This is a genomic window from Methylocaldum sp. 14B (assembly GCF_002005105.1).
In the GTDB taxonomy this organism is placed as follows: Bacteria; Pseudomonadota; Gammaproteobacteria; order Methylococcales; family Methylococcaceae; genus Methylocaldum.
This window is the reverse complement of sequence record NZ_MSCV01000009.1, coordinates 57,738-71,543: the sequence shown is the minus strand read 5'-3', so window position 1 is coordinate 71,543 and position 13,806 is coordinate 57,738. Positions and strand designations below refer to the sequence as shown.

The window sequence follows — 13,806 nt, the reverse complement described above, 5'->3', positions numbered from 1 at the left end:
CGATTCCTCGCCACGCGCTAAGACGAAGGCACGCATATCGGGCTTCCTTCCTCTGGAAAAATAAACCTTGAGCACAAAAACCACAATCGATCCCGCCGAGGCGGCGCATTTCGACCGGCTGGCCCATGCCTGGTGGGACCCCGACGGCCCATTCTGGCCCTTGCATCGCCTCAATCGGCTTCGAGCCGGTTACATCTCCGAGCGTTTGAGCGCACGCTTCGGTCGCAGCGCGAATCGAGCTGTGCCGCTTCAGGGGATTCGTCTCTTGGACATCGGCTGCGGCGGCGGGTTGCTGAGCGAAGCGATGGCGCGGCTCGGCGCGGAGGTGCACGGCGTCGACATGGTGGAAAAGAATATCCGCATCGCGCAGCAGCATGCAGAAGCGAGCGGTCTGGCGATCCGGTACACCTGCGGCACCGCGGAAGGTTTGGCCGAACAGGGCGAATCGTACGATGCCGTCTTGAATCTCGAAGTCGTCGAGCACGTGGCCGATTTGCCGCTCTTCATGAGCGCCTGCGGCCGATTGGTCCGGCCCGGAGGGCTGATGGTCATCGGCACGCTCAACCGGACGGCCGCATCCTTTCTTACCGCGATCGTCGGCGCCGAATACGTGCTGCGCTGGCTCCCCAAGGGAACCCATCATTGGCGGAAGTTTCCGAAACCGGAGGAATTGGAAGGCATGCTTCTCGAAAGCGGCATGCGTGTTTTCGATCGCACCGGCGTCAAGATCGATCCCTTTACTCGGAAATTCAGGCTAAGTCCCGGAATGAGCGTCAACTACATGCTGGTCGCCGAAAAATCCGGCTGATCGGCGGCGTTGCAAAGAGTTCCGCAGCCCAATCCGGATGGGTTGCCAGAGGCAAAATAAGTTGACCTCTCCCGGCAATTACTTTAAGAAGGTGCGGGGGTCGTTACGCCGGGCCAGAAAATTTTGTCAATTATCGAGACATAGATTGTGAATTTCTCATTGTCGCACGCAAGTTAGCTATTTCCGTCCCACCAGGAACGGGACTTCTGGCGCCCTGTTTTCGCCCTCTTGAACAAAAACAACGTTCGTAATTGTTGCGCTCGATAGCGCTAGGAGGAGTACGTTTTATGCGAATTGGGGTTCCCAAAGAAATACACGCCGGAGAGAAGCGTGTTGCAACCGTGCCGGAGGTGGCCGAAAAACTCATGAAACTCGGTTTCTCGGTGACCGTGGAAACCGGGGCCGGCGACAGCGCCAACTTTTCCGACGATGCCTACCGCGAAGTCGGCTGCGACATCGCCGATGATGCTAAATCCTTATGGGCCGGCTCGGACATCGTGCTCAAGGTGCGTGGTCCTCAAGTCCATCCCGAACTGGCCGTGGATGAAGTCGACTATTTGCGCGAGGGCGGCAATCTCATCAGCTTTATCTGGCCGGCCCAGAACCCCGATCTCATGGAACGGCTCGCGGCCAAGAAAGCCACCGTGCTGGCGATGGACAGCGTGCCCCGCATTTCCCGCGCGCAGAAGCTGGACGCCTTGAGTTCCATGGCGAATATCGCCGGCTACCGCGCAGTGATCGAGGCGGCCCAGCATTTCGGGCGGTTCTTCACGGGACAGGTGACCGCCGCCGGCAAAGTGCCGCCGGCGAAAGTATTCGTCATCGGCTGCGGCGTCGCCGGGTTGGCCGCCCTCGGCGCGGCGAACGGTCTCGGCGCCATCGTCCGGGCAACGGATACCCGCCCGGAAGTCAAAGACCAAGTCAAATCCATGGGCGCAGAGTTCGTGGAAGTCAACTATCAGGAGGAGGGCACCGGCGTCGGCGGCTATGCCAAAGTGATGAGCGAGGGCTACCAAAAGGCCCAAAAGGAAATGATCGCCCGCCAGTGCATGGACGTGGACATCGTCATCACGACCGCGCTGATTCCGGGCAAGCCCGCGCCCACACTGATCACCGCGGGAATGGTGGAATCCATGAAACCCGGCAGCGTCATCGTCGACCTGGCGGCCGAGCAGGGCGGCAACTGCGAGCTGACGGTCCCGGGCGAAGTCGTCGTCCGACACGGCGTCACCATCATCGGCTATGCCGATCTGCCCAGCCGGCTTGCCCGTCAGTCCAGCACGCTGTACGCCACCAACCTTCTGAGACTGATGGAAGAGCTGTGCCCGAACAAGGACGGCACGATCGACGTCAACATGGAGGACGAGGTCATACGCGGAACCACGGTGATCAAGGAGGGGGAAATCACCTGGCCGCCGCCACCGCCGAAAATCACCGCAGCCCCGGTAGGAGCCACCCCGGCACCGCCGGTCGAAATCAAGAAGGCGGAAAAGAAGCCGCTGCTGCCCGCCTGGGCGCAAACCGGCATCACGCTGGGCGTGGCGGGTCTCCTGTTCTACGGCCTCGGTTCTGTGGCTCCGGCGGCGTTCATGTCCCACTTCACCGTTTTCGTGCTGGCCTGTTTCGTGGGCTACATGGTGATCTGGAACGTCACCCCGGCTCTGCACACTCCGCTCATGAGCGTCACCAACGCCATTTCGAGCATCATCGCCATCGGCGCCTTGATCCAGATTTCCTCGCCCGGTGTGTTGATCACCATCTTGGCGGGGCTCGCCATCGTTCTGACCTCGGTCAACATGGCCGGCGGTTTCTGGGTCACCCAGCGCATGCTGCGCATGTTCAGAAGATAAGCGGAGAGAATAACAATGTCAGAAGGATTAGTTACCGTTTCCTATATCGGCTCGACGATACTGTTTATCTTGAGCCTCGGGGGGCTTTCCCATCCTGAATCCGCGCGGCGCGGCAATTTCTACGGCATCCTCGGCATGGCCATCGCCATCCTCGCAACCGTGTTCGGGCCGAAGGTGACCAGCTATGTTCCGATCATCGTCGCCATGGCTATCGGCGGCAGCGTCGGGGTCTACGCCGCGATCAAGGTCAAGATGACCGAAATGCCGGAACTCGTCGCGCTGATGCACAGCCTGGTGGGGTTGGCTGCGGTGCTGGTGGGTTATGCGAACTTCATCGATCCGACCGCTGCCTTTACCGGGGTGGAGAGAACCATTCATGAGGTGGAAATCTATCTCGGCGTTCTGATCGGCGCCGTGACCTTTTCCGGTTCGGTCATCGCATTCGGTAAGCTGTCGGGCAAGATCGACGGCAAACCCATGCTGCTTCCGGCCCGGCACTGGCTCAATCTGGGCCTTTTGATTCTAGCCATCATCTTGGGGGCCGGCTTCGTCAACGCGCAGTCCACTGCGGGCGGGTTCGTTCCGTTGCTGCTGATGACGGCCGTTGCGCTAGCTTTCGGCGTGCACATGGTCATGGCGATCGGCGGCGCCGATATGCCGGTGGTGGTGTCCATGCTCAACAGCTACTCGGGATGGGCGGCTTCGGCCACCGGCTTCATGCTGTCCAACGATCTGCTGATCGTGACCGGCGCTCTGGTGGGTTCTTCCGGTGCGATCCTGTCCTACATCATGTGCCGTGCCATGAACCGCCATTTCCTCTCGGTCATCGCCGGCGGGTTCGGTACCGGTACCGGCGTAGCGCCGGCGGCTGGGGCGGGGCCACAAGGCGAGGTGCAGCCGATCACACCGGAAGAAACGGCCGAACTCCTGCGCAACGCCAGCCGCGCCATTCTGGTGCCGGGCTACGGCATGGCGGTGGCTCAGGCCCAGCATACGGTGTACGAGATCACCAGGCTGCTGCGTGAAAAAGGCGTCGACGTGCGTTTCGCCATCCACCCGGTGGCGGGCCGCATGCCGGGCCATATGAACGTGCTTTTGGCCGAGGCTAAGGTTCCTTACGACATCGTGCTGGAAATGGACGAAATCAACGAGGACTTCCCGGAGACCGACGTCGCCATGGTCATCGGTGCCAACGACATCGTGAACCCGGCGGCGCAGGAAGACCCCAACAGCCCCATCGCCGGCATGCCGGTTCTGGAGGTCTGGAAGGCGAAAACCTCGATCGTCATGAAGCGCTCGATGGCGTCCGGCTATGCCGGCGTCGACAATCCGCTGTTCTACAAGGAGAACAATCGGATGCTGTTCGGCGACGCCAAGAAGATGCTGGACGAGGTGCTGAAGCACTTGCAGGGGTAGAAATACCGGTTTGCGTAGAATGGATTTCCCATGCGGCGCATTACGCTAAAGCTAATGCGCCCTACGCAAGCTCAAGCACTTGCAAGGATAAACGTAAATGACCGTAGGATGTGGCGACGTAGGAGCCGCATCTGTCGCGATCGATGCGGTTCGAATACTCACCGCATCCTACGGCCTTAAATTCCCAGCTTTCTTTTAGAAACTGATCCCCGCCTGCAGCCACCATTTTTGGGTATCGACGTTGCCGGCAAACGCTCTCGGGTTGGACGAGTTGTAGTCGGCGAACTTGAAGAGCAGGGAATAATGCTTGCCGAATTTCTTTTCCACCTGGACGTCGAACTCCTCGCCATAGCGGATGCTGCCGGTATCGTCCCGGAAATCGTGGTAGACGAACCATAAATCCAAGCCGTACAGGCTGGTCTTGAACGTGCCGTACACGTCCCGGACGCCGTCGGGCGGCGTCACCAGGAACTTGTCCGCCCAGCCCTGAAAGGCGTGCAGCGTCGCGAGCGGCGTACGGAAGCCCTGGCCGTTGTCCGAGCCCAGTTCCTCGAAGGACCCTTTAAAGACGAAGCCCCACAGATCGACCCCGCCTTCCGCCAGCCAGTAATCGACCTTGAAGTCCTTCGGGTTTTCCGCATAGTCCTCCTGCCAGGCGTATTCGGCCGTGTAGAGGGCCTTGATTTTGTCGGTGATGGGTGTCGCGCCGTCAAAGCGAACGCCTACCGTCTGGGTGGAATTGGTGAGGGTATTGAAGGTCCGCGTCGGAAAGCTTTCGTGTTGATTGTCGTAATCCAGCCACTCACCGTGGACGACGAGTTTGCCCCAAGGGAGACCGGTGTAGGCAATGTTGAAGATCGGCGAATTCATGCCGATGGTGCGGGAGGTGACGTCCTGCACTTTCCAAATATAACCGGCGGTGATCGTGGTGTCGGGCAGGCTGGCGTTGGTGATGGCCACGGCGTCATAAGTCTGTTCCAGCTGCCGCCAGATGACGTTGCCGATGAAACGATGGTTGTCGAAGATGATGCGTTGACGGCCGACTTTTAGGTTGGTCTGAGGTAAACCGCTGTAATTCAGCCATAACTGGTTGACCTCGTTCTTCTGGGGATCGGCGATGACGGGATGTCGAGTCTTGTTGTTCCAGGTACTGTTGTACTCGTTGCTGAAGATATCCTGGTTGCCTTCGTATTCGGCGAAGGCCTTGAGCCCGTGAAATTCCGGAGTCAAATAGCCGATGCGCGCCCGGATCATATCGGCCTTGGCGATTTCGGGCAGATTGGCCTGATCCACGTATTCGAACCGATACCGGATATCGATGTTGATCTTGCCGCCGCCGACGTTCAACGCCTTTTCGATACTCTCGTCGATACCCTCCGCAAAAACCGGGCTGGCCGTGCCGAGCCCCAGCATCAGAAGCCGCGCTAAGCTGCCGCCACTCAGCGGCTGCCTGATAATCCCCATGACTGTACCCCCATTCTGTTGTGATCCGATAAGCAATAAAAAAGGCGTCGCCCGCAGTTGAAGATCTGCGGGAGGACGCCTTTGTCCGGAAGTCGAGCGCCGCCGTCAGCGCGCGACTCTAGCTTTCATAGGACTAACAGGAAGCGTGCCAAGCTCGTTTAACGCGCTAAACAGCTCTGAAACAGCAGCTGGCGGCGCAGTGCGGAGGCGCCGGGCGGGTGGGCCGGTACATTGCGTGCGACAAAAGAGTGCGCGATGCGCGAAAGGCGGGCGGAATTCGCCCCGAAGTCAGTCCGTCAGCCCTTCCAGGGTAAGCAGGGTCCTGGCGACGTCCGCGATGCGCATGTTGCGGCTCATGGCCGTTTTGCGCAGCAACTGATAGGCTTCGTCCTCGCTCATTCCTTTTCGCTGCATCAAAATGCCCTTGGCCTTGTCCACCACTTTCCGGTCGGCTAGCTGGGTTTTGGTTTCGTGCAGTTCGCGCTTGAGCGCCTCGAATTCGCGAAAACGGGCCATGGCCACCTCGACGATGGGCATGATGCGTTCCTGGCTGAGGCCGTCCACCACATAGGCGCTTACCCCGGCCTGCACGGCCTGGCGGATGTAATCGCCGTCGCGCTTGTTCGAGAACAGGATGATCGGTCTCGGCTGGTCGCGGCTGATCTCCCGCATTTGCTCCAAGGTGTCGCGGCCCGGCGCCTCCAGATCCATGATCACCATGTCCGGCTGGCATTCCTTGAGTTCCCGAAGCAGGTTGTGGCCGTGCTTGATCCGGGCGACGACCTGATGTCCGGCATCGTGCAGCGCTTGCTCCAATATGGCGCTGCGTGCCGAATCCTGATCGACCAGCATGATTCTGAGGCTCATGGATTGACCTTGGCCAGTTCGTCCAGTGAAACCTGCCGATTGTGCAGTTCGAAGCGCTCCAGATAATCCACCGGACGGAGCGCATCGAAGGTGCCGCCGTCCAGGAACCGGTCCGTACCCAGGATCATCGGCTCGGTGGCTTCCCGAAGCGTCCACGGTTCGCCGTGCTGCCCCTCGGTCTTGTAGTCCGCGGTGGGGAAGGGCAGGCCCAGAGCCTGGGCGGCTTCGCGGTAAAGATCGGGCCGATAGACCTCTTCGGCAAGCTTTCGCATGTCTACGGGATCGCGGAGTTGTCCCCAACGGTACATCTGAGTGATGAACCAGACGGCATGGGAGCGCCAGGGAAACGTCGCGGCATAACGGAAGAACACGTTGAAGTCGGGAAGCGGCGCGGGCGCGGCGTCGACCTGGTAGCGAAACGAGCCGACCATGGACATTTTCACCACGTCAGCCGGTGCGTTGACGTATTCCTCCCGAGCCAGAATATCGGCCACTTCGATACGGTTTTCCGGTTGATCGATCCATTGCGCCGCCTCCAGCAGCGCCATCAGCATGGCGCGGTGAGTGTTGGGATGTTGTTCGGCCCACTCCCGGTTCACGCCCAGCACTTTTTCCGGCTTGTTGTTCCAGATTTCATAATCGGTGATCAGCGTGCGTCCGACGCCGGTGGCCACGGCCTGCGCGTTCCACGGTTCTCCGACGCAGTAACCGTCTATTTCTCCGCTGCTCAGGTACTTCACCATGTGCGGCGGCGGGATCACGACCAGGCGCACGTCGCGGTCCGGATCGATGCCGCCGGCGGCCAGCCAGTAGCGCAGCATGTAGTTATGGGGGGAGAACGGAAATACCGTTGCGAAGCACAAGGGCTCGCGCCCCGCGTGTTTGCCGGTATCGATGACTTTCTTCAGTGCACGGACGCTCATGGACCGCTCGGCTGCCGCCGCCGGATCGAGTTCGGCCATGCGCCGGTACAAGTCCAGGGAAACGGTAATGGCGTTGCCGTTGAGATCCAGGGACAGAGCGGCGATGGTCGGTTTTTTCAGTTCCCCGAGACCGAGCGTCGTGGCGATGGGCATGGGTGCCAGCATATGACCGCCGTCCAGCAAGCCGGCGAATACCTTGTCGCGGATATTGGCCCAGGACACCTCTCTGGAAAGTCTCGCCTCCAGCCCGTGTTTTCGAAAAAAACCTTTTTCGTAGGCGATGACGAGCGGTGCGCAGTCCGTCAGCGGGATGAAACCCAAGTCGATCTGGGTTTTCTCGAGTCCTTCGCCGCCTGCCGCATGAACGCCAGGGCGCAGCCATTGGGGAACCGAGGTCATGAGTTAAGGGTCTCCTTGTCCAAAATTCTCCAGGATGGATTGGATTGTGAAGCGTCAAGAGCGTATCGGCTCCGATAGCAGTTACGACGCGAGTAGCCTGCCACGACGTTATGGTTTCAGCAATGATCGTGCCATACGGTCCAGTGCTTGGCCGTAGCCCAGACAGTCGGCAAGGGATTGCCGACCTACGTCATTCCGTTCGGCATTCGAGTGAACATTCATCGTAGGATGGGTAGAGCGAAGCGAAACCCATCGATGGTGGGTTAGCCCCTAGTCTCCGCTCGGGACAGGCCCTTCGACAGGCTCCGCGTAACCCACCGATTCGAGGTCGCTCGGTGGGTTACGGCCTCCGGCCTAACCCACCCTACAAACATGAATTCTTTATTAAAAGCGATTTTGAATTAGGCCGAGATAAGCGATGCCTTAAATAGGAACATAGGCCGTTGAAGTGCACAAATACGAGGCAATGCTAGACGCCTTGTGCCGCCGCAGCGGCGCTGGTGTTTTTACCCCTGCAATAAGGACTTGAGCTCGGGAATACAGGAACCGCAATTGGTTCCCGCTTTGAGTGCTGCACCAATTTGTTCCGTTGTCGACAGATTTTGCTTCTGAATGGCGCGTTTCAAGGTATTGATGCCGACCCCGAAACAGGAGCAGACGATACGCCCCTGATCATCCTCGGCCGAAGCCGGTTTTCCGGCCAAAAGGCTCATGCGTGCCCGATCGGGCACTTCATCCAGTGCGAATAGACCGGCCAGCCAACTGCGCGGCGGCAGCTCGAAGCTCCGGTCTATGAAGGCGCAAAACTGCAAACGTCCGCCGAGGAGGCGTGCGCAGCGGTACCGGCCCGAGTGGATGTCGGCGAACTCCAGCCATTCTTCCCTGCCGGGCACCGGCTCGGCGGACGCGGATTCGCGCGAACCCGAGGGATGGGTGAACAAGCCGCGCATCCAGACAGGCCAGTCCGAAGGTGACTCGGAATGTGCCAGCTCGTAAAGCCAATGGCCGTCTCCCCGTATCGTGACGCGGTACTCGACCTCGATAGCGTCAAGCGGTTCGCGCGACAGCAAGAAGCCGTGCCACGCCGGCCGATAGGGCGCGATCCGGAGCGGCGTATGCTTGGATTCGGGTTCGCCGGACATCGGATCGGTTGCCGGGTTGACCAAGGCATTGATCAAGCCTTTGCTGGCATAGGGTCCGCTCCAGTGCATGGGCACGAACACCGATCCTGGCTGCTGGTCTTTACTGACGCGGGCGCGGACCAGGGCTTGGCCGAACCGGCTCTCGAGGCGAACCAGGGTTCCGTCCTGAATGGCGAATCGGGCCGCATCGTGGGGGTTCAGCTCGGCGTAAGGCTCGGGAACATGGTTGGTCAAGCGGGCGGTTTTGCCGGTGCGGGTCATGGTGTGCCATTGATCGCGGACGCGCCCGGTATTGAGCACCAGCGGATAGGCCGCGTCGGGCGGGTTGGCCGGCGCTTTGGGGACCACCGGCACCATTCCGGCGCGGCGGCCGAAGTTTGAAAGCCCGCCTGCGTCGAACAGGCGAGACGCGCCGTTCGGATGATGCCCATTTACCGGCCACTGGATCGGCTTCAAGGCTTCATAGCCGGCGCGATCGAGTTCCGCGAGACCGGAAATGTCGAACACCCGTTTGCCGTCATTCCGAAGGCCGGACAAATGGGCGTGCTCCAGGAAAATTTCCCAAGCTGACCCGTAGCGAAAACCTTCCTCGTATCCCATACGCTGGGCAACCCGGCTGACGATCCACCAATCCGGCTTGGCTTCGCCCGGCGCTGCCAGAAATGCCCGCTGGCGCGAAATGCGACGCTCCGAGTTGGTGACGGTGCCGTCCTTCTCACCCCAGGCCAGCGCGGGCAGGTTCACATGTGCGTAGGCGCCCAAGTCGGTGCCCGACTCGCATTCGGAAACCACCACGAATTCGCAGCGGCGGAGCGCGTCCCGCACCGCGTTCGCGTCCGGCAGGCTAACGGCCGGATTGGTGGCCATGATCCAGACTGCCTTGATGCGTCCCTCGGCGATCGCCTGAAACAGCTCCACGGCCTTGAGTCCGGACTTATCCGGCATGCGCGGCGCATTCCAGTACTCCTGCACGAGAGCCCGGTGTTCGGGATTCTCGATGTCGAGATGCGCCGCGAGCTGATTGGCGAGTCCGCCGACCTCCCGCCCGCCCATGGCGTTGGGCTGGCCGGTCAGGGAGAAGGGGCCCATGCCCGGCTTGCCGATCCGCCCGGTGGCAAGATGAACGTTGATGATGCTGTTGACCTTGTCGGTGCCGCTGGACGACTGGTTGACCCCTTGCGACCAGGCGGTGACGACTTTTTCGGTGCGGGCGAACCATTGGTAAAAGCTCGCGAGGTCCTCTTCGGGAATACCGCAGATCCTGGCAACAGCGGGCAGGGAGGGAGCCGTTTTGCGCGCGTTCTCGAACGCTTCGGCGTAGCGACCGAGATGATTTTCCAGGAAGGCGAAATCGATCCTGTCATCCTGGCGCAGATAATTCAGGAGTCCGTTGAACAGAACCACGTCGGTGCCCGGCCGTATCGGGAGATGCAGATCGGCGGACTGACTCGTGGCCGTTCGGCGCGGATCGATGTTGACGATCTTCAGGCGGGGATTTTCCCGTTTGGCCGCAACCAGACGCTGAAACAGCACCGGATGGCACCAGGCCGCGTTGGAACCGACCAGCACAACGAGATCGGCGAGTTCCAGGTCCTCGTAACAGCCGGGCACGACATCCTCGCCGAAGGCCCGTTTCTGCGCCGCGACCGTGGACGACATGCAGAGGCGGGAATTGGTATCGATATTTCCCGAGCCGATGAAACCCTTCATCAGCTTGTTCGCGACGTAATAGTCCTCGGTCAAGAGCTGACCGGAGACGTAGAACGCCACCGAGTCGGGACCGTGGATATCGATGATCCGTCGAAACGTGTCGGCGACGGTGCCTAGCGCTTCGTCCCAACTCACCCGCCGGCCCCTGATCTCGGGATAAAGCAGCCGAGTTTCCAGCGACAGGGTTTCTCCGAGCGACGAGCCCTTGGAGCAAAGCCGCCCGAAATTGGACGGATGTTCCGGATCGCCCTTGATGTCGGCCGATTCGGGACCACGCGGCTTGGCCAGCACGCCGCAGCCGACGCCACAGTAGGGACAGGTGGTGGCGACGGGCGCATCGTCCGCTGTTAAGGACGGATCTGAGAGCGGTGCAGAAGTCACGTTTCTCTTCCTTTTAATCACGAGGTGTGGCCGGAATAAGGGCAAGCGTTCACGGAATTCCGGCTATTCCGGCCTATCGAGTTGCAACCACAACCTTTCGTTTTCCAGCTTTACCGGAAAGCACGCCGTTCGGCCCTCGTCCGGCGGAGCGGCATCGCCGGACGCCAGGTCGATCACCCAGTTGTGCAACGGACAGGCCACCCGCTTTCCGCATACGATGCCTTGGGAGAGCGGCCCTCCTTTGTGCGGGCAGAGGTCGCGAACCGCGAAAATTTCGTCGTTCAGGGTGCGGAAGATGGCGACATTGCCAGCCGGCGTGGCGACGACGCGAGCGCCTTGGCGGGGAATGTCCTCGATTCGGCCGATTTCGATCCAGTCGCTCATGACATTCATCCTACTTTCCTCAAGGGTTCGAAGTGTTGCCGCTCGGATTCCTTGGCGAGAACCGCCCATGGATCGATCTGGGCGCTTTTCTGCGATTCGAGAAACCGCTCGTACAAGGCGCGTCGGCTTTCCGGATTCGAGACGATGCGCTCCTGGACATAAGCGAGACCGACGCGTTCGATCCAGTGCGCGGTCCGCTCCAGGTAGCGGGCTTCTTCCCGGTATAGCTGCATATAGGCGCCGCAGTATTCCTTCACTTCCTCTTCCGTATCGACCTTGCACAGAAAATCGGTGGCGCGGACCTTCACGCCGCCGTTGCCGCCGACGTGAAGTTCCCAGCCTGAATCCACCGCCACCACGCCGAAGTCTTTGATCGTGGCCTCGGCGCAGTTGCGCGGGCAGCCCGATACCGCCATCTTGACCTTGGCCGGCGTCCACGACCCCCAGGTCATTTTTTCGAGGTCTATGCCCATCTTGGTGGAATCTTGCGTGCCGAACCGGCACCATTCCTTGCCGACGCAGGTTTTGACCGTGCGCAGCGATTTGCCGTAGGCATGGCCGGAGACCAGACCGTGCTTGCCGAGTTCCGCCCAAACCGCCGGAAGCTGTTGTTTCGGGACGCCCAGAAGATCGATACGCTGGCCGCCGGTGATCTTGACCGTCGGAATCTCGAACTTTTCGGCCACGTCGGCGATGGCGCGCAGCTCCTTCGGATTGGTGACGCCGCCCCAAATCCGCGGCACCACTGAATAGGTGCCGTCCTTCTGGATATTGGCGTGGGCCCGCTCGTTGATGAAGCGCGACTGCGGATCGTCCCGGTATTCGTTGGGCCACTGGCAGAGCAGGTAATAATTGAGCGCGGGGCGGCAGGAATGGCAGCCGTCGACGGTTTTCCAATCGAGGAATCGCATCACTTCGGGAATCGTCTTGAGATTTTCCGCGCGAATGGCCTCTCGCACTTCTTCATGGGTATGGTCGGTGCATTTGCATAGCGGCTTTTTGGCCGGGCTGACCGAGTAATCGCTGCCCAGGGTGCTTTGCAGGATCTGCTCCACCAAACCGGTGCACGAGCCGCAGGAAGCCGAGGCCTTGGTATGGGTGCGCACGTCATCCAGAGTGAATAGCTTTTTCTGAACGATGGCGTCGACGATGGTCTTCTTGCAGACGCCGTTGCAGCCGCAGACCTCCGCCGTGTCCGGCATGAGCGCCGCGCGGTTGTCCGCCCCGTGGCCGGCATCGCCCAGATGCGCCTGCCCGAACAGGACGTTTTCCCGGAACGCGGAGATATCGGTGCCGTCCCGCATCAACTGGAAGTACCAGGCGCCGTCGCCGGTATCGCCATAAAGCACCGCGCCCTTGATGCGGTTGGACTCGACCACCAGCTTTTTGTAGATGCCCCGGGCGGGGTCCTGGAACAGCAGCTCTTCGTAGCCGTTTCCGCCCTGAAACTCGCCCGCGGAGAAAAGATCGATGCCGGTCACTTTCAGCTTGGTGGACGTCACCGAGCCCTCGTAGCGCGCGATGCCGTATTCCGCCAGGTGATTCGCGCAGACCTTGGCCTGCTCGAACAACGGGGCCACCAGGCCGAAAAGCTGCTTCCGGTGTTGCACGCATTCGCCCACGGCGTAAATGCGGGGATCGAAAGTCTGCAGGGTGTCGTTGACCAGGATACCGCGCTCGCAATGGATGCCGGCGCTCTTGGCGAGATCGACGTTGGGGCGGATGCCCACTGCCATGACCACCAGATCGGCCGGGGTTTCCGAGCCGTCCTTGAAGCGTACGCCGGTGACGCGATCGTGGCCGAGGATGGCTTTGGTCTGCGCTTCCATTCGGAAATCCAGGCCGCTGTCCTCGAGCGCCCGTTTCAAAAGGTCCGCGGCAGGTTTGTCCAGTTGCCTTTCCATCAGGGTATCGAGGAGATGCACGACAGTAACCGCCATCCCCCGCTTTTTCAGCCCATTGGCCGCTTCAAGCCCCAAGAGGCCGCCGCCGATGACGATCGCATGCCGGTACTTCTGCGAAGCCTCCAGCATCAGTTCCACGTCGCGGATGTCGCGAAAACCGATTACGCCCGGCAAATCCCTGCCTGGGACCGGCAGCATGAAAGGCATGGAGCCGGTGGCGAGCAGCAGGCGGTCGTAGCCGGCCTCCAGCCCGTCTTCGGTCCGAACCAGCCGCCGCCGGCGGTCGATCGCGACGACCTTCCGTCCCTTGTGCAGCGTGATGCCGTTCGACGCGTACCAGTCGTCATCGTTCAAGATGATGTCGTTCAGCGTCTTTTCGCCGGCCAGGACCGGGGACAGGAGGATACGGTTGTAATTGCAGTGCGGTTCGGCACCGAACACGGTGACGTCGTATGCGTCGGGAGCGATTTTCAGCAGCTCCTCGACTGTGCGTATGCCGGCCATACCGTTGCCGATTACGATGAGTCTCTGTTTTTTCATGGCTTACCTCCTCCGGGA

Annotated in this window: 9 protein-coding genes; 3 read left to right on the top strand and 6 right to left on the bottom strand. The window is 60.6% G+C overall.

Annotation, left to right across the window (positions count from 1 at the left end):
* Window positions 1–67: 67 nt before the first annotated feature.
* From ubiG to pntB, 3 genes are all read left to right on the top strand, one after another.
* Window positions 68–808: a bifunctional 2-polyprenyl-6-hydroxyphenol methylase/3-demethylubiquinol 3-O-methyltransferase UbiG gene (gene ubiG / locus B2A78_RS08495; protein WP_077729552.1), complete on the top strand. Its 741-nt coding sequence runs from the start codon at window positions 68–70 to the stop codon at window positions 806–808.
* 287 nt (window positions 809–1,095) lie between these two features.
* Window positions 1,096–2,658: a Re/Si-specific NAD(P)(+) transhydrogenase subunit alpha gene (locus B2A78_RS08490; RefSeq protein ID WP_077729551.1), complete on the top strand. Its 1,563-nt coding sequence runs from the start codon at window positions 1,096–1,098 to the stop codon at window positions 2,656–2,658.
* A gap of 15 nt (window positions 2,659–2,673) precedes the next feature.
* The gene (gene pntB / locus B2A78_RS08485; protein WP_077729550.1) at window positions 2,674–4,074 is read left to right on the top strand and encodes a Re/Si-specific NAD(P)(+) transhydrogenase subunit beta; all 1,401 of its coding nucleotides are present in this window, start codon (window positions 2,674–2,676) and stop codon (window positions 4,072–4,074) included.
* Window positions 4,075–4,269: 195 nt separating this feature from the next.
* On the opposite strand, the gene B2A78_RS08480 is transcribed toward pntB, so the two are convergent.
* The 6 genes from B2A78_RS08480 to nirB all read right to left on the bottom strand — a co-directional run bounded on the left by B2A78_RS08480 (window position 4,270) and on the right by nirB (window position 13,788).
* Window positions 4,270–5,538: an alginate export family protein gene (locus B2A78_RS08480; RefSeq protein ID WP_077729549.1), complete on the bottom strand. Its 1,269-nt coding sequence runs from the start codon at window positions 5,536–5,538 to the stop codon at window positions 4,270–4,272.
* Window positions 5,539–5,826: 288 nt separating this feature from the next.
* Window positions 5,827–6,405 carry an ANTAR domain-containing protein gene (locus tag B2A78_RS08475; RefSeq protein ID WP_077729548.1) on the bottom strand — a complete coding sequence of 193 codons (579 nt, stop codon included), beginning with the start codon at window positions 6,403–6,405 and terminating at the stop codon, window positions 5,827–5,829.
* Window positions 6,402–7,727 (bottom strand): CmpA/NrtA family ABC transporter substrate-binding protein, encoded by a 1,326-nt coding sequence (locus tag B2A78_RS08470; protein ID WP_077729547.1) that lies wholly within the window; start codon window positions 7,725–7,727, stop codon window positions 6,402–6,404. The genes B2A78_RS08475 and B2A78_RS08470 overlap by 4 nt, the downstream gene beginning before the upstream one ends.
* 506 nt (window positions 7,728–8,233) lie before the next feature.
* Complete coding sequence (locus tag B2A78_RS08465; RefSeq protein WP_077729546.1) at window positions 8,234–10,960, bottom strand: nitrate reductase; 2,727 nt, start codon at window positions 10,958–10,960, stop codon at window positions 8,234–8,236.
* Window positions 10,961–11,023: 63 nt separating this feature from the next.
* Window positions 11,024–11,344 carry a nitrite reductase small subunit NirD gene (nirD, locus tag B2A78_RS08460; RefSeq protein ID WP_077729641.1) on the bottom strand — a complete coding sequence of 107 codons (321 nt, stop codon included), beginning with the start codon at window positions 11,342–11,344 and terminating at the stop codon, window positions 11,024–11,026.
* Window positions 11,345–11,349: 5 nt separating this feature from the next.
* On the bottom strand, window positions 11,350–13,788 hold the full coding sequence (gene nirB, locus B2A78_RS08455) for a nitrite reductase large subunit NirB (RefSeq protein WP_077729545.1): 2,439 nt from the start codon (window positions 13,786–13,788) through the stop codon (window positions 11,350–11,352).
* Between the last annotated feature and the right edge of the window lie 18 nt (window positions 13,789–13,806).